12 protein-coding genes are annotated in these 16,354 nt (G+C 75.2%); 5 read left to right on the top strand and 7 right to left on the bottom strand.

What is annotated here, in order from left to right:
- Window positions 1–147: 147 nt before the first annotated feature.
- The 4 genes from ACZ6S5_RS09330 to ACZ6S5_RS09315 all read left to right on the top strand — a co-directional run bounded on the left by ACZ6S5_RS09330 (window position 148) and on the right by ACZ6S5_RS09315 (window position 5,278).
- The gene (locus tag ACZ6S5_RS09330; protein WP_465999405.1) at window positions 148–3,804 is read left to right on the top strand and encodes a sensor histidine kinase; all 3,657 of its coding nucleotides are present in this window, start codon (window positions 148–150) and stop codon (window positions 3,802–3,804) included.
- Entirely contained in the window at window positions 3,801–4,205 is a 405-nt protein-coding gene (locus ACZ6S5_RS09325) for a roadblock/LC7 domain-containing protein (protein WP_013731521.1), read from the top strand. The genes ACZ6S5_RS09330 and ACZ6S5_RS09325 overlap by 4 nt, the downstream gene beginning before the upstream one ends.
- Before the next feature lie 100 nt (window positions 4,206–4,305).
- Window positions 4,306–4,683 carry a DUF742 domain-containing protein gene (locus ACZ6S5_RS09320; protein ID WP_123242533.1) on the top strand — a complete coding sequence of 126 codons (378 nt, stop codon included), beginning with the start codon at window positions 4,306–4,308 and terminating at the stop codon, window positions 4,681–4,683.
- Window position 4,684: 1 nt separating this feature from the next.
- The gene (locus ACZ6S5_RS09315) at window positions 4,685–5,278 is read left to right on the top strand and encodes a GTP-binding protein (protein ID WP_465999403.1); all 594 of its coding nucleotides are present in this window, start codon (window positions 4,685–4,687) and stop codon (window positions 5,276–5,278) included.
- Between the two features lie 135 nt (window positions 5,279–5,413).
- Here the strand turns inward: ACZ6S5_RS09315 and ACZ6S5_RS09310 are convergent, their stop codons facing one another.
- From ACZ6S5_RS09310 to ACZ6S5_RS09300, 3 genes are all read right to left on the bottom strand, one after another.
- Window positions 5,414–6,640: an ABC transporter substrate-binding protein gene (locus ACZ6S5_RS09310; RefSeq protein WP_465999401.1), complete on the bottom strand. Its 1,227-nt coding sequence runs from the start codon at window positions 6,638–6,640 to the stop codon at window positions 5,414–5,416.
- A gap of 133 nt (window positions 6,641–6,773) precedes the next feature.
- Window positions 6,774–9,119, bottom strand: coding sequence for a transposase (locus tag ACZ6S5_RS09305; RefSeq protein ID WP_465999399.1), 2,346 nt, complete (start codon window positions 9,117–9,119; stop codon window positions 6,774–6,776).
- Window positions 9,120–9,159: 40 nt separating this feature from the next.
- On the bottom strand, window positions 9,160–10,152 hold the full coding sequence (locus ACZ6S5_RS09300; RefSeq protein ID WP_465999397.1) for a DNA primase: 993 nt from the start codon (window positions 10,150–10,152) through the stop codon (window positions 9,160–9,162).
- Window positions 10,153–10,270: 118 nt separating this feature from the next.
- On the opposite strand from ACZ6S5_RS09300, the gene ACZ6S5_RS09295 reads away from it, so the two are divergent.
- Complete coding sequence (locus ACZ6S5_RS09295) at window positions 10,271–10,612, top strand: PadR family transcriptional regulator (protein ID WP_465999395.1); 342 nt, start codon at window positions 10,271–10,273, stop codon at window positions 10,610–10,612.
- Window positions 10,613–10,787: 175 nt separating this feature from the next.
- Here the strand turns inward: ACZ6S5_RS09295 and ACZ6S5_RS09290 are convergent, their stop codons facing one another.
- The 4 genes from ACZ6S5_RS09290 to ACZ6S5_RS09275 form a co-directional block, all read right to left on the bottom strand.
- Window positions 10,788–11,459, bottom strand: a complete 672-nt coding sequence (locus ACZ6S5_RS09290; protein WP_465999393.1) for a permease prefix domain 1-containing protein — start codon at window positions 11,457–11,459, stop codon at window positions 10,788–10,790.
- A 230-nt stretch (window positions 11,460–11,689) separates the two neighbouring features.
- Window positions 11,690–13,669, bottom strand: a complete 1,980-nt coding sequence (cydC, locus tag ACZ6S5_RS09285) for a thiol reductant ABC exporter subunit CydC (protein WP_465999392.1) — start codon at window positions 13,667–13,669, stop codon at window positions 11,690–11,692.
- Window positions 13,666–15,345, bottom strand: coding sequence for a thiol reductant ABC exporter subunit CydD (gene cydD, locus ACZ6S5_RS09280; RefSeq protein WP_465999390.1), 1,680 nt, complete (start codon window positions 15,343–15,345; stop codon window positions 13,666–13,668). The genes cydC and cydD overlap by 4 nt, the downstream gene beginning before the upstream one ends.
- Window positions 15,342–16,349 carry a cytochrome d ubiquinol oxidase subunit II gene (locus ACZ6S5_RS09275; protein WP_465999388.1) on the bottom strand — a complete coding sequence of 336 codons (1,008 nt, stop codon included), beginning with the start codon at window positions 16,347–16,349 and terminating at the stop codon, window positions 15,342–15,344. The genes cydD and ACZ6S5_RS09275 overlap by 4 nt, the downstream gene beginning before the upstream one ends.
- Window positions 16,350–16,354 lie beyond the last annotated feature (5 nt).

Genomic DNA, 16,354 nt, shown 5'->3' with positions numbered 1-16,354 from the left:
ACATCTCATCACACCGCTCTCGAGGGACAACCTGGGCTTTCTCTTTGCCGGGCGGCGTGATGGAATCTCGGAGGTCCGACCCGCCGGGTCGGTCGCTCGGCGTTGCCCAGAGGCGACGTCCGTACGCGGTAATGCGAGGGCGGTGACGTGAGCAAACGGCCAACGACGGCGGGCTCCTTCCTGTCGCGTCTACGCCGGCCAGCCAGCCGGCTCCGCGACATGCCGATCTGGTCCAAGCTCGGTCTGATCATGATCGTGCCGACCATCGCCACGGTCGTGGTCGGCACCAGCGGTCTGGTCGACCACCTGCAGACGCTCAACAATGCCAACCGGGCCGGCAATCTGGCCAACCTCATCGGATACTCCGGTGACCTGGTTGACACACTGCAGGACGAGCGGGTCGCGGCGGTGCTGTGGCTGGGTGCCAACAGCGGCACCACCAACGCGCAGAGGACGCAGCAGAACGCCCAGTACCAGGAGGCCTACAGCCGGGCCAACCAGCGGGTGGACCAGGCGAAGACGCCGTACTCCCAGCAGCGGCTCGACCTCGACAACCTGCCGCGAAACTTCGAGGCGCTGCTCGACGAGATCGACCAGAGTCTCTCCGACATGCCGGGCACCCGCAGCCAGGTGCTCAACGGCAAGCTGACGATCAGCGACGCGGAGAAGCTCTACCAGGGTCTGATCAACGACCTGCTCTCGATCCGTGACTCGGCGACCCAGCTGGCCGGCAACAACGACCTGAGCGACCGGATGCGGGCCGCCGCCGCGGTCGCGCGGCAGAAGGAGTACCTCTCCCAGCGCCGGGTGGTCGTCCACCAGGCCCTGGTGCAGAAGAATCTCAATCCGGTCCTGCGCGACGACTTCATCGCCACCGGCACCGGCCAGACCCAGGCGCTGCAGAGCTTCAAGGCGGTCGCCAACCAGACCGACGCCGAGTACTACGACCAGGTCGTCTCCGGCCCGGACCTGCGCGAGTCGACGGCCTACCAGGACGAGATCAAGAACCGGACCAGCATCACCGGCAGCCTGGCCGGGCTGAAGTTCGGCCCGGACCAGTGGGACGCCGCCATGGTGGCCAACGCCAAGCTGATCCGGACGGTCGAGTCGCGGCTGGACGGCAACGTGGTCCGGCATGCCGAGGACCTGCGGAGCGCCACGCAGCGGCAGGTCTTCCTGGAGACCGGCCTGCTGCTGACCATGCTGCTGCTGGCGATCCTCTTCGCGTACCTGGTCGCCCGCTCGATGGCCCGCTCGCTGCGCGACCTGCGCCAGGGCGCCCTCTCGGTGGCCCAGTACGGCCTGCCGCAGGCGGTGGCCCGGCTGCGGGACCCGCAGGTCACCGGTCAGCTCTCCCCGGTGCAGCTGGCCAACCAGATCGCCGAGCCGCTCCCGGTCCGCAGCAAGGACGAGTTCGGCCAGGTGACCGAGGCGTTCAACGCCGTCCACCTGGAGGCGGTCCGGACCGCAGCCGAGCAGGCCGCCCTCCGGGCGTCCGTCGCGACCATGTTCGTCAACCTGGCCCGCCGGTCGCAGATCCTGGTCGACCGCCTGATCGGTCACCTCGACCGGCTGGAGCGCGGCGAGGAGGACCCGGACCGGCTGGCCGAGCTCTTCCAGCTCGACCACCTGGCCACCCGGATGCGCCGCAACGACGAGAACCTGCTGGTCCTCGCCGGTGCGGACTCCACCCGCGTGCAGCGTGAGCCGGCCGCCCTGATCGACGTGCTCCGCGCCGCCCAGTCCGAGGTCGAGCACTACACCCGGATCGAGTTCGGCGTGATCGACCGGGATATCGAGATCGCCGCGCACGCGGTCAACGACCTCGTGCACCTGGTCGCCGAGCTGTTCGACAACGCCACCGCCTTCTCCCCGCCGGACTCGCACGTCATGGTCGAGGCCCGGCGGGTGGGCGACCGCGCCTCCCTCTACGTGGAGGACCGGGGCATCGGTATCGGCCTGGAGCAGCTGCGCGAGTTGAACGAGCGGCTCGCCACGCCGCCGCAGGTGGACGTGGCGGTCTCCCGGATGATGGGTCTGGTCGTGGTCGCCCGGCTGTCGTCCCGGCACGGTGTCAAGGTCGAGCTCCGGCCCGGCGCCGACCGGGGTACGGTCGCCGATGTCACCCTGCCCCCGTCGGTCCTGGTGCCGCGCGCCCTCTCCGGCCGGGGCCCGCAGGCCGCGCCGGCCCTCCCGGCCGCGAACACCGGCCCGCAGCAGGGCGGTCCGGCCCCGACGTTCGGCGCCCTCGCCGCCCTCGGCAACGGCCCGCACAACCCGGGGACGCCGCCGGCCCCGCGCCCCGGCGCGTCCGGCAATCAGGTCACCCTCGGTGGCCGCGCGTTCGACCCGGCGCCGCGCAACGGCTCCGGCACCCCGGCCACGCCGGGCGGCCCGCGCTCGATGCCGGCCTGGTCCGACCTCACCGGGGCCGGCACCCTCGCCGGCGGCGACGGTTTCACCCCGCGGCCGTCGAACGGCCAGCCGATCGACCCGTTGCCGCAGCGGCGCCACCCGGCCGAGGCCGACCCGGCCACCACTGGCCAGCAGCCGCCCATCCCGCGGCAGCTGCCGAGCAGCCCGGAGGCGCGGCCGTACAACCCGCCGCCGGTATCCGCGCCGCCCGTGCCGCCGGTCTCGGCTCCGCCGCTGCCGCCGGTCTCCGGTGCCCCGGTATCCGCCTCGCCGATCTCCGGTCAGCCGGTCTCCAGCCAGCCGTACTCCGGTCAGCCGTACTCCGGTCAGCCCTACTCCGGTCAGCCCTACTCCGGTCAGCCCTACTCCGGTCAGCCCTACTCCGGTCAGCCCTACTCCGGTCAGCCGTACTCCGGTCAGCCGGTGTCGGCCTCGCCCGCCCCGGGACAGCCGGTCTCCGTGCCGCCGGTGAGCCAGGTGCCGCCGCGTCCGGTCCCGCAGGCCGGGCCGCCGAGCGTCGGTGCCCCGCCGGTCTGGCCGCCGGTCGCCTCGCCCGACCCCGCTGCCCCGGCGGTGCCGGAGCGCCTCGCGGCCGGCCTGGACATGACCACCGAGCTGCCGCGGGTGGCCCGGCCGGAAACCCCGCCGGCCGCCATGCCGCCGGCCGTCAGCCGGCCGGCGCCCGCGCCCACGCCGCGGCCGACCCCGCAGCAGGCGGGCAACCGCCAGCGGTACGCGGACGAGACGATGGAGCTGCCGATCTTCCGGGAGCTGGAGTCGAACTGGTTCCGTACCCGCCGGCCGGGGCCGAACGAGGAGGCCACCGCGGCCCAGGCCGCGCCTGCGAGCGGGGCGGCGACCCAGCAGTTCGCCAAGGTCGACGCCACCGGTCGGGCCGTCCAGCAGCCAACACCCGCAACGACAGGTAACACGCCGATGGCACACACCCCGGCGGCCGGCGGAGCGCCGCGCGACAACGGAGCGGCGAACGGGGGTGGCCGTCCCGGCTACGCCGAGGCGCTGCCCAACCGGCGGGCACAGCAGCAGTCGCCCAGCTGGCAGAGCGCCGCCGACGACGGCTGGCGGGCCGCCTCGGCCGCCACCGAGGTCCCGGTCGCCGAGACCACCCAGAAGGGCCTGCCCAAGCGGACCCCGATGGCGCAGCTCGTGCCGGGTGGCATCGACAAGCCTTCCACGTCGGTGCAGCGCCGGACGCCGGAGGGCGTCCGGGGCCTGCTGTCGGCCTACCATCGGGGCGTGCAGCGGGGGCGTAACAACCCGTCCGACAGCAACTCGGCCGGCCCGGAGGCGACTCCGGGCGGTCAGCAGTCCTCGCAGTCTGGCTCAGGCCCGGTGGCCGGGAGCGGGCAGAAGGAGCAAGAAGGATGACAAGTACGCAGGATCTCGGATGGCTGCTCGCCAACTTCGCCGACCGGGTGCCCGGGGTGGCGCACGCGGTCGCGGTCTCCGCCGACGGCCTGCTCCTCGCTTCGTCCCGTGACCTTCCTCGGGACCGCGCGGACCAGCTCGCGGCGATCGCGTCCGGCCTGGTCAGCCTGACCCAGGGCGCGGCCCGCTGCTTCGAGGGCGGGGCGGTGCTGCAGACCGTCGTCGAGATGGACAACGGCTTCCTGTTCCTGATGTCCATCTCGGACGGCTCGTCGTTCGCGGTCCTCGCCGCGCGCAGCTGCGACGTCGGGCAGGTCGGGTACGAGATGGCCCTGCTCGTCGACCGGGTGGGCGACGCCCTTACCCCACAGCCGCGTACGGCTGTGGGGATGATGGGCTGAACGACTCGCTGACCGGTGGGTCAGGAGCGGCAACAACTACGACATCGACGAATGCCACCGGGTCGAGCCGGTGCCGGGTACGAGGGAGGTGAGCGGCGACATGGCCGATCGTGACGAACCGACCGGAGCGTTAGTCCGTCCATACGCCGTGACCCGCGGTCGTACCCGCCCCCGGCTCGAGATCGCCCTGGAGGCACTCGTCGAGACGACGGTGCGCGGCCGCGCCGTTGCCACTGGCAACGGCGGTCAGGGCCGTGAACACCAGTACATCGCCGCGCTGTGTGACGGACGCGTGCAGTCGCTCGCCGAGATCGCGGCGCGCATGCAGCTTCCGCTCGGCGTGGCCCGGGTGCTCATCGCCGACATGGCGACGGACGGCCTGGTCGCGGTCCACGAGCCGACCATCCTGGACGACTCCGACGACGCGGTGGGCACTGAACTGCTGGAGAGGGTGCTGAGTGGACTTCGCAGGCTCTGACATGTCGCACCGGCCGCCGGCCGCGAGCGGGCGCGTGACCTCGGCGAAGATCGTTATCGCCGGTGGATTCGGCGTCGGCAAGACGACGCTGGTCGGCTCGGTCTCGGAGATCACGCCGCTGACCACCGAGGCGATCATGACCTCCGCCGGTGTGGGCGTCGACGACACCCGGCAGGTGCCGGGCAAGACGACGACCACGGTGGCGATGGACTTCGGTCGTATCTCGATCGACCGCGACCTGATCCTGTACCTGTTCGGTACGCCGGGTCAGACCCGGTTCTGGTTCATGTGGGACGAGCTGGTGCGCGGTGCCATCGGCGCCGTCGTGCTGGTCGACACCCGTCGACTGGCGGACTGCTTCGCCGCCATCGACTTCTTCGAGCACCGGCGGCTGCCGTACCTGGTGGCCATCAACTGCTTCGACGGGATGCAGTACCACGACCCGCAGGACGTCCGGGACGCGCTGGCGATCTCGAGCGACATCCCGGTGGTGGCCTGCGACGCCCGGAACCGGGAGTCGACCAAGCACGTGCTGATCTCCCTGGTCGAGTACGTGCTCACCATGCGGCGTTCGCGGGCGGTCGCGCCCGCCTGACCGGCGACGTGAAGCGCCCGGCGGCCACTGGCCACCGGGCGCTTCATTCTGTCCGCATCCCGATCCCGGCGCCCCCGGAACGACGACGGCCGCCCGCAGGCGGGAGTGTTCGCTGCGGACGGCCGGGGTGGACGGTCAGGACCAGGGCGCCCAGCTGCCCCGGTTGACCACGTAGACGCCGAGCGAGTCGGGTTCCATGCCACCGTGCCGGATCGGGGCGAACGCGTACCCGCCGGCGATGCCCTCGGTCACTTGGGTCTGCAGGTACGCCCGCAGCCGTCCACGGTCGACACTGCTCGCCATCCGCGCCGCCGAGGCGAGGAGCTGGAGCGCGTCCGAGGCGTACGGGGCGAAGCCGCTGAACGTGCCGTGGCGCTGGAGGTAGCGGAACGTGAAGTCCCGACGGGCCATCTCCGCCGTGGTGGTGGTGGTCAACGTGGATCCGGCCAGGCACGCCGGGTGCACGGCGTACGCCCCCTCGACCGCGGCGGCGTTCGGCGGGGCGAGGGTGTCCTCGGCGACCGCACCCGAGTCGAAGAAGAGCGGTCCACGGTAGCCGGCGCGGCGCAGCTCCCGGGCCGCGTTGCCCGAGTCCGGTGCGGTGCCCCAGATGATGACCCCGTCCGGCTCGGCGGCCGCCGCCCGCCGGGTGGCGTAGGCGACGCCCCGCCCGCTGACGGAGAGCCGTACCGTCCGCCTCAGCTCCACACCGACGGCGCGCAGCGCGCCCCGTACGGCCCGCACGCCCGAGTCACCGTGCGGGCCCTCGACGGCCAGCAGCGCGACCCGCCGTACCCGCTGCGACTCGATCAGCTGCGCCATCCGGCGGGCCACGTCACCGGCGTCCGGCGTGAGCTTGTAGATGTACGTCCGCTGGGCCAGTGGCAGCACGATGTCGTCGCCGTCGCCCAGGGAGAGGAACGGCACCTGGAGCTTCTGGGCCACCTCGACGATGGCCATGGACGTCTCGGCGAGGGTGCCGCCGACCAGGGCGTGCACCTGGTCCCGCCGGGTCAGCTCGGTGGCCTGCCGGGCGGCCAGCCGAGGGTCGCTGCCGTTGTCCCGGATCTCCAGCCGCACCGTACGCCGCAGGTTGCCGACCGGGAAACCGGAGACGTTCATCGACTCGGCGGTGATCTCCAGGGCACGCCGCTGGAGCACACCCAACGCGGCGCCCCTGCCGGTCAGCTCGAGGCTGACGCCCACCACCAGTTCCTGGCCGCCCGGTGCGGTGGTGCTCACCGCCGCGTCGTCCGGTCGCTGGCCCGGCCGGCCGCACGCGGTCAACAGCAGGGTGCTCGCCGCCGCGGCGAGCACGCCGCGACGGGTCAGCACGGAGGAGTCGAATGCCGGTGTCGCCAATGGAGTCGCCTTCCCACCCCGGCGACGCCCGCCGCCGGCTGTTCCGCCGGGTATGCTCCCGGCCGGCCCGACCCGGCGTCAAATTATCCCGGTGTGGGCAGAAACACGCAGGTGGAAGGGTGAACGACTCCGATCAGGACCGGTAACCGGCGGAACGGAACTCGTACTCGCGGTCGTCGTCGCGGTCGCCGGTGTCCCGGCTGAAGTCCCAGCCGCCGGCCGCTTCCCGGCCGGGGCGGCCGCCGACGGCGAAGCCGCCGATCTCCTGTCCGCGCCGCCAACCCCGGAAGTAGCCGGTGGTGTTCTCGGCGAGGCTGGCCGCGTTCCGGACGATCCGCAGTGGACGCTCCTCGCGCAGCGGCGAGCCCGGCACCAGGTTGGCCTGCGGCACCCGCTTCGGCAGGCCGGCTCTGGTCTCCGAGCCCACCGACGGGCGGGCCGCCTGCGAGGCCGCCTGCCAGCCGCTGTCCGCGGTGCTCGACCACTCGAGGTCGGCGTCCTCGCCGTGCCCGACGAACCAGGCGGACTTCGCCTGCGCGAAGATCAGCAGGTCGCCGTCGCCCTCGTCGGAGACCGGCGGCGGCCGGTGCTCCTTCGGCGCGGGACGTCGCTCCAGCGGGGTGGGCGCCTCGGCGCGGGGCGCGGGCCGGCCGGACCGGTCGACGCCGCCCCGGTCGACCAGCCGCAGCGACCGAGCCTCCAGGCCCGGGTCGGTCGGCGGGTCGAGCTCCTCGCGCAGGGCCCGGTCGGCCAGCGGCGGCGGCTCCACCAGCCGCAGCATCGGCGGCTCCTGCGGCAGGTCGTCCGCGAGCCACGGCGGGGTGACCCGGCCCGGGTCGCTAGGCGCGTCCACGCCGCGGCCGCCGTACCCGTAGCTCGCCGGCGCCTCCGTGGCCCGGTCGTCCTGCTCGTCGGCGTTGTTGACCAGCGGCCAGTTGGCCCGGGAGCCCGGGGGAGCGGACTCCTGGCCGGGCCGGGGCGCCGGCACCGGGATGCTCAGGTCGGTGGCGCTGAAGCCACCGGTCGGCGGCTCCGGCGGGGTGGTCTTGGGCCGCGGCGGGATGATCGTCCGCTGCCGCTCGGCCCGGGCGCTGTTGATCGCGGCCGTGGTGAGCGTGGGGCGGAACGGCTCGCCGGCCTCGGCCGGCGGCACGTTGCCGCGCTGCGCCGGGGCGATCGGGGTGATCCCGGGCGGCGGCGGGGGCGGCGCCGAGATCGGCCGGTTGGTCGGCACGTCCCGTCGCGGCGGCAGCGGGGCGCCGGCCGGCTCGGGACGGCTCGGCGGGGCCGACGTGGGCCGGCCGACGGCCGCCGCCGGGGTCACCGGGGCGGGCGCGACGGGCGGCGGCATGACCGGCGCCGGCGCGACCGGCGGCGGGACAAGGGGCCGGGGCGACGCGGGCGCGGCCGGTCCGGAGACCGGCTCCGGCCGGTTGCGCCGGCCCACCGGCTCCGGCTCGGTCGGCCGGACCGGGCGCAGGCCGGTGCCCGTGTTGTGCAGGTTGGTCAGTTCACCGACCGGCTCGCCGCGGCGGGCGGCGGCCCGTCGGCCCGGGACCGGCGTCGGCGTGGTGACCCGGGAGCTGAGCGCGCCGACCAGTGCGTCGCAGCCGGCGTCGCAGGCCCGGACGGAGGCGACCGCCTGCCGCACGGTCTCGGCGACGGCGGCGGTGAGCGCCCGGTTGACGGCGGCGCGCCGCGGCGTCTCGGAGATGGCGACGCGCAGGGCGGTCACCGCCTCGTCGACCGTGTCGGCGTCGGCGATGCCCTCGGCCGCGAGGTGGGCGGCGACGGCGTCCGCGGCGACCGTGACCTCGCGGCCGCCGGCCACCGTGCCGCTCAGCATGCCGGGCTCCGGCAGCGCGTCCAGCACGGCCAGGGAGACCGGCTCGGCCGGGTCCGGGTACGCCCGGAGCGCGGCCGGGTAGAGCTCGCGGAGCACCTCGCGCAGGGCCACCGCGGCGGAGTGCCGCCCGCTGGCCAGCGCGGCGTGCGCGGCGAGGACCTGCTTGTAGCCCGCGAGATCGCGGGGCGCCGGCAGGGTGACCGCGGAGAGCGCGCCGGCCTGCAGCGCCCGGGCCAGCCCGACCGCCCGGCGCTCGACCGGCGGCGACTGCATCTCCTCCAGCGAGTCGTCGTCGGCGAAGCGCTCGGCGAAGTCGTCGACCGAGTCGTCGTCCGCGATCGCCAGCGGCCGGCCGGCGGCGCTGAGCAGCGAGGTGACGTTGTGGTCGTCGCTGTCGGCGGCGATGGCCGCACCGCTCGGCCCGCCCGACCGCTCTACGAGCAGCGTGACCAGCTGGGCGTAACCGGCCGGGTCGTCACTGATCTCGCAGACATGCAGCAGACGGCCTGCGTCGTCGACCACTGCGGACGTCAGCGTCGAACCGACCGAGGCCGGCCGGTCGGCCGGATCCGCCGAGGCCAGGCCGCAGTAAACGCGCACGAGCGCCACGGCGTCGTCCTCCTCCCGGGACACAGGTCTTTCTCTGCCAGAGACTGATGCTCCCCGGTCGGGGTCAGTCGCGCCAGTCCACAACAGCAGAGATCTTGCCGACAATGGTGCGCCAACCCAAACTTGCGGTTTGTGCCCCGATTTTCTTCAGCCGGCGTCGACCCAGGAATCCACCGATTCCGCCGTTGACAGATGCCCGCAGCGCCTCGTCCAGGTCGTCCAGGCTGGAGCCTGCGGAGAGCATGTCCAGCACGGCCGGTAGCCGCAGGGCGTACGCCAGGTCACGGGCGATCTCGCCGGCCTCGATCAGGAGCGTGGGATCCCACGCGTCATGGCCGCCGCGGAGGTTCTCGACCACCAGGTCGAGCTCGTAGGTGTCCTCGTCCAGCGGGGCGATGTCGGCCGGTTCCACCCGTTCGGACAGTTCATTCCAGCCGTCCAGTTGAGACAGGTCGTTGGGCGCGCCGGAACGGACGAAGCTCACCAAAGATTCCGGGGTCTTGAACAGCAGCAGCTTGCCCCGGTGGCTGAGGAAGGCGGGCACCTCCTCGTCGCCGGTCTCGTCCTCGTCCTCGTCCGCTTCGTCCTCGCCGGCCTCGTCCTCGTCCGCCTCGTCCGCCTCGTCCGCCTCGTCGGCCGCCTCGGCCTTGCCGCGCCGGCGCCCCTCGCGCCGCTCGTCCTCGTCCTCGTCCTTTTCGGCGGTGAGGGCGGCGAACTCCTCGTCGAGGAAGACCACCTCCTCGTCGTCCTCGGTCTCGACGACCTGGCGACGGGCCAGGAAGGGGTCGTCCTGGTCGCGCTCGGCGACGTCGGTCGGAGTCAGCTCCCGGGCCGGCCGGTACGCCCGCAGGGTGTAGCCGGTGCCGGACGGCAGGGCGATCTCGACCGGGTCGATCCGCAGCTCGTCCCAGAGGGCGCGGTCCGCCACTGGGCGGTCGACCTCGACCTCGTCATCTGCGGTCGATTCCGTGGTGTCGTCGAGCTCGGGCTCGTCGGCGTCGGGCCGTTGGGGCGACTGGCGGGCCACGCTGACCTCCGTGTGCTGTCGGTTGCCCACCCGGCGACGCCTCCGGCCGCCGAGTGACTCTGCGCACATACCCTAGTGGGCGCCTCGACGGGAGCGGGAGCCGCACCCCGGTGGCGTCCCGACCGGCGGACAAGTAGCGTTGCTACGTATGAAGGCGCAGGCGCTGCACGGGCATCTGGACGCGCTGCTGCTGGCGGTGCTGGAGCAGGGCGAGCTGCACGGCTACGCGATCATCGAGGCGCTCCGGACCCGCAGCGGCGGCGCTCTCGATCTGCCCACCGGCACCATCTACCCGGCACTGCGCCGACTGGAGCGGGCCGGGTACGTGGCCAGTTCGTGGAGCACCGTCAACGGCCGGGAGCGGCGTACCTACCGGCTGACCGAGGCCGGCGGCCGCGCGCTCGCCGGGGAGCGGGCCGGCTGGCGCGAGTTCAGCGCTACGGTGGGCCGTTTCCTCGCCGCCGAACCGCCGCCCGGCACCCCGGCCTGACCCGCCCGCCGGGCTGGCGCATGGCCACTCGCCCGGCCGGCGTTGATCGTCCGCCGAGCCGGCGTTGATCGTCCGCCGAGCCGGCGTTGATCCACTCGGTTTGCCGCAACCCGGGGCATGCCGGCCCGGGGAGGCGGCGGGCTGCCGCAACCCGTGTCGACGGAACGGCTCGGCGTCAGCAGGTGGCCTGGAGCCAGCAGCGGGCTGCCCGGGCCAACGCGAACCAGCCGACGCTGACCAGCACCGCTCCGATGATCATCGGCGGCCAGCTCAGGGCCGCCTCCCAGAGGCTGATCGACCAGCCGAACAGGGCGCTGCCGGCGATCGCCCCGCCCAGCAGCCCGCCGGTCAGCCCGTAGCCCACCGCCCGGCCGAGCACGGGGAGCCGGGGCGACCGGTAGCGGGCGGCGAGGATCCCGAGCAGCAGCCCGGCCAGTGCCAGCGCGGCGACCAGCCCCCAGATCCCGTTCAGCGAGGCGGACAGGAGCAGGTAGCCCTCCGGCGGTCGGGGCCCCTCGCTCCAGCTCGACCCCCGCCAGGTCAGGTCGCCGCCGGCCATCAGCACCACCGCCACGGCGAGCGCGCGCACCGCCAGCCGGCGCAGCGCGCCGGCCGCCAGCTCGGCCTGGTAGCCCGGGGCGAGCTGAGTGGGACTGCCGAACTCGGCCACCGCCCGCCGCTCGGCCTCCGCCCGGGGCAGGCCGCCCTCCCGGTACGCCTCGACCGCGTCCTGCAACGAGTGCCGCGCCTCGGTCAGCAGGTCGGCCTTGAGGCGGGCCGGGCCACGCAGCCGGCCGGCCAGCTCGCGCAGCCGCTCCTCCACGAGCACGTCCTGGTACGCCGGCATGAGCCCACCCTGCCATCCCGCGCGGTCACCCGCGTCCGGGAATTCCCCTGAGCCCCGGCCCGGCCGGGTGGCCCCGGCGCGGGGGATGGCGGACGGGGAGGCCCGGCCGGGCGGTGATCACGAAGTTGGCGGCGCTGTCCGTCCGATTTGTCGCCGCCAACCTCATGATCGACGCGCGGAGGGGGCACGGCGTGGCCGGGGAGTGGGGGTGGGGGCGCGGCGGGGTGGGGTCAGGTGGCCGGCCCGAGGGCGAGGTAGCCGCGCTCCGCTGCCTCCTGGAGCAGCCACTGGTCGCGGTACCAGCCCGGCTGGGTGACCAGTTCGGCGTGCCGGCCGCGCTGGACCACCCGCCCGGCGTCGAGCACCACGATCTCGTCCAGCTCCGCCAGGCCGCTGAGCCGGTGGCTGATCAGCAGCACCGAGTGGCCGGCCGGGGTGGCGGCCAGCGCCGAGGCGAGCACCGCGTCGGCGGCGGCCGGGTCGAGGCCCTCGGTCGGCTCGTCGAGCACCAGCACCGCCGGGGCGGCCAGCAGGGCGCGGGCCAGCGCGAGGCGCTGCCGTTGACCCCCGGAGAGCTGGCCACCCTGCTCGCCGACCACGGTGTCCCAGCCCTCCGGCTGGTCGCGTACCCAGTCGAGCAGGCCGGCCGCGCGGGTCGCGGCGGTCAACTCCGCCTCGTCGGCCCGCGGCCGGCCGAGCAGCAGGTTCTCCCGGACCGAGGCGTGGAAGACGTACGCCTCGGCGAGCAGGCCGCCGATCACCCGGGGCAACTCCTCGGGCGGGTACGCGGACACCTCCGTGCCGTCCAGGGTGACCCGGCCGGCATCGGGGCGTACCGCGCCGGTGAGCACGCCGGCCAGCGTGCTCTTGCCGGCGCCGCTCGGCCCGACCACGGCGACCCGGCGACCGGCGGGCAGGTCGAGGTCGACACCGTCCAGGGCCGGTGCCGCGCCCGTCCGGTACCGCACGGTCACCCCGTCGAACCGCACGTCGTGCCGGGCCACCACCGCACCGGTCAGCTCGGCGGCGGCGCGCGCGGTGCCGGGCTCGGCGACGGCGGCCTCGGCCGGGGCCGGTTCCGGACCGGTGAGCAGGGCGGCGACCCGGGTCAGGCCGGCCCGGAGCTGGGCACGCTGCCGGGCGGCCCCGACCAGGGCGAGGGCGATCTCGACGGCGGCCAGCGCGCCGACGGCCAGCACGCCGACCAGGACTCCGCCGACGCCGGCGCGGAGCGCCACGACCACCACGGCGGCGGCGGTGAGCCCGCCGACCAGCACCCCGGCCGCGTCGACCGCGAAGCCGGTGGCGGCCAGCCGGCGTTCCAGCCGGGCGAGACGGCGGGCCCGCCCCTCGGCGGCGGCCAGCGCCCTGTCGGTCGCGCCGAACGCGGCCAGGTCGGCGGCGCCGTGGGTCAGGTCGACCGCGTCCACGGCGAGCGCGCCGCGCAGCGGGGCCACCTCGTCGGCGGCCCGGCGGGTTAGCCCGGTGGCCAGCGCGGGCAGGGCCACCCCGGCCACGACCAGCCCGACGGCGAGCACGCCGGCCGCCGGGGGCGAGATCAGCGCGGCCCCGCCGACCGCGAGCACGCTCACCAGCGCGGCGGCCGACCCTGGCACGAGCACCCGCAGCAGCAGGTCCTGCACCGCCTCCACGTCGGAGACCAGGCGGCTCAGCGCGTCCCCGGTGCGCTGGACGGCGCCGTCGCGCCGGGCGGCGAGGGTGGCGAAGACCCGGGCCCGGACATCGGTGATCATCCGGAGCACGGCGTCGTGCCCGGCGAGCCGTTCGGTGTAGCGGAACACGCCCCGGCTGACGGCGAGGGCCCGGACCGCGACGATGGCCACGGTCAGCCGGTCCAGCGTCGGCCGCCCGGCGGCGCTCATCAGCAGCCAGGTGGCGGTCGCCATCAGGGCCAGCCCGGCGAACTCGGTGGCCGCGGCGAGCAGCCCGGCACCCACCAGCCGGCCCAGGTACGGCCGGGCCAGCCGGAGCACCACCCGCTCGGCGCGGGCCCCGGTCGTGGCCCCGGTGTCCGGGACGGTGGCGGTCGGGGCGGGGCCGCCGGGCAGCAGCTCGGCCGGGTTCGCCTCGGCGGCGGTCGGCACCCCCGGGTCGCGGCCGGCCGGGGTCGTCCCGTCCCGGGAGACGCCGCCCGGCACGGCCCGGACCGGTTGGTCCGGCCGCCCGGGTCGGTCGGGTGCGTCGCTCATCGGGGCACCTTCCCCGCCGGCGCCGGGGTCAGCTCGGTGACCCGGCCGTCCTCGACCCGGAGGATCCGGTCGGCGTCCTCCAGCAGCGCGGGCCGGTGCGCGACCAGCAGCGCGGTACGCCCGGCGACCAGCCGGCGGGTGGCGGCCAGCACGACCGCCTCGCTGGCCGTGTCCAGCCGGGCGGTCGGCTCGTCGAGCAGGACCACCGGGGCGTCCCGGAGGAACGCCCGGGCCAGGGCCACCCGCTGCCGCTGCCCGCTGGACAGGCCGTGCCCGCGCTCGCCGAGCACGGTGGCCAGCCCGTCGGGCAGGGCGGCGACCACCTCGTCCAGCGCGGCGTCGGCGACCGCCCGGGCGAGCGCGGCGTCCGGGGCGTCCGGCGTGCCGAGGCGGATGTTGTCGGCCAGCGAGCCGGCGAAGAGGTGGGCGCGCTGCGGCACCCAGGCCAGCTGCCGCCGCCAGGCGTCCGGGTCGACCCCGGCGAGGTCGACGCCGTCGACGGTGACCCGGCCGGTGGTCGGGGCGACGAAGCCGAGGAGCAGGTGGAGCAGGGTGCTCTTGCCGGCGCCGCTGGGCCCGATGACGGCGATTCGCTCGCCGGGCCGGATGGTCAGCGTCACGTCGCGCAGGGCGGTGGTCCGCTCGTACTCGACGGTGACGCCCTCGAAGCGAATCTCTCCGTGGCCGTCCGGGGTCGGCAGCCGGGTGCCGGCGGGTCCGGCGGCCTCCGGGATGGCCGAGAGGGTGAGCGCCTCGTCGAGCGCGGTGAGCCCCTCCATGCTGGCGTGGAAGCGGCTGCCGGCGGCCCGCAGCGGCAGGTACGCCTCCGGGGTGAGCAGCAGCACCAGCAGGGCGGTGGCGAGGGTGATCCCACCGCCGAGCAGCCGGATGCCGACCGGCACCGCCACGAGGGCCACCGACAGGGTGGCGACCAGTTCCAGGACGAGCGCGGAGAGGAACGCGATCCGGAGCGTCCGCATGGTGGCCTGCCGGTGCCCGTCGGCCATCCGGCGCACCACGTCGACCTGGGCCCGGGCCCGACCGAACGCGCGCAGCGTGGGCAGCCCGGCCACCATGTCGAGGAAGTGCCCGCCGAGCAGGGACAGGCGTCGCCACTGCCGCTCGGTGGCGGCCTGCGCCTGCCAGCCGAGCAGCGCCCCGAAGACCGGGATCAGCGGGATGGTCAGCGCGATGATCAGCGCCGAGCTCCAGTCGGCCAGCACGATCCGGGCCAGCACCGCCAACGGCACGGTCACGCTGAGCACCAGCTGCGGCAGGTAGCCGGTGAAGTAGGGGTCGAGCGCGTCCAGGCCGCGCCCGGTGAGGGTGGCGAGCTGCCCGGCCCGCTGGCCGGCGACCCAGGTGGGCCCGTGCCGGCCGACCGCGCGGAGCAGGTCGGCGCGGAGGGCGGCCTTCACGGTGGCCGCCGCCCGGGCCGCCACGGTGCCCTGGGCCCAGCTCACCAGCGCGCGGGCGGCCACCGCCGCGACGAAGCCGGCCAGCGCCGGCCGGTGCAGCCGCCCGTCGATCGCGGTCGCCAGCAGCGTGGCCAGCGCGGTGGCCTGCGCGACCACCAGCAGCGCGGTCAGCCCGCCCAACACCGCGAGCACGGCGAGGTCGCGCCGGGCCGCGGGGACCCGGCGCAGCAGACGCGGGTCGAACGGGCGGCGATTCACCAGTACACCGGTGCCCTGCCGTCAGTCCGTCCCCGGAACACCCACCAGCACATCGCCTGAAAGCCTAGTAGGGCCGGCACCAGCGGCAGCACGAGCCAGCCCAGCAGTGACAGGGTCGGCCCGCTCGCCGCGCCGTCGGCCACGGTCAGCGACGCGGCCGGCTCGACGGTGGAGACCAGCACCCGGGGCCAGAGGGCCGCGCCGACCAGCACGACCGGCAGCGCCAGCGCCGCGCTGGTCGCCGTGAAGGCCACCCCGGACCGGCCCCGACCGAGCGCCGCGCGGGCCACCAGCAGCGCCGCCACCAGCACCAACGGCAGGAGTGCGGCGACCGCCGGGCGTGCCACGGCGGCGCGTACCCGGTCGGAGAGCAGGCCCAGGACGGTGGCCGCGGCGACCGCGACGAGCGCCACCGGCACCAGCCGGCGGGCCACCCGGGCGAGTGAGGCGGCGCCGGCGGCCGGCAGGCGGAGGGTGAGGAACGTCGCACCCTGGACGGCGACCAGGGCCAGCATCGCCAGCGCGACGGCGGCCACGAACGGGGTGAACAGGTGCCCCACCCCGTTGACGTGCCCGTCGGCGTGCAGCGGCAGGCCCTGGAGCAGCCCGCCGAGCAGGGCGCCCCAGCCGAGCGCGGCGAGCACACTGCCGGCCATCACCACCCGGTCCCAGGCGGTACGCGCCGACCCGGCCCGGGGCCGGCTGCGCAACTGCACCCCGGCGGTCACCAGGACCACCCCGACGAGGGCGCCGAACACGGCCGGGTAGAAGCCGGAGAGCAGCTCGCCCTCCAGGGTGGGGAAGGCGCCGAGCAGGGTGCCGGCGGCGGCCACCAGCCACACCTCGTTGCCGAGGAAGAACGGCCCGAGGGCGGTGAGCGCGGCCCGCCGGCGCTCCTCGGTGGCGCCCCGGGCCAGCAGCAGCCCGACGCCGTAGTCGCAGCCGCCGAGGACGAGGTAGGTGGCGAGGAAGAGGCCGAACAGGGCGTACCAGACGAGTTCCACGGCGG

This window comes from Micromonospora sp. NPDC051924 (genome assembly GCF_055586005.1).
The sequence above is the reverse complement of the archived record's forward strand: the minus strand, read 5'-3'. Positions and strand labels throughout refer to the sequence as shown.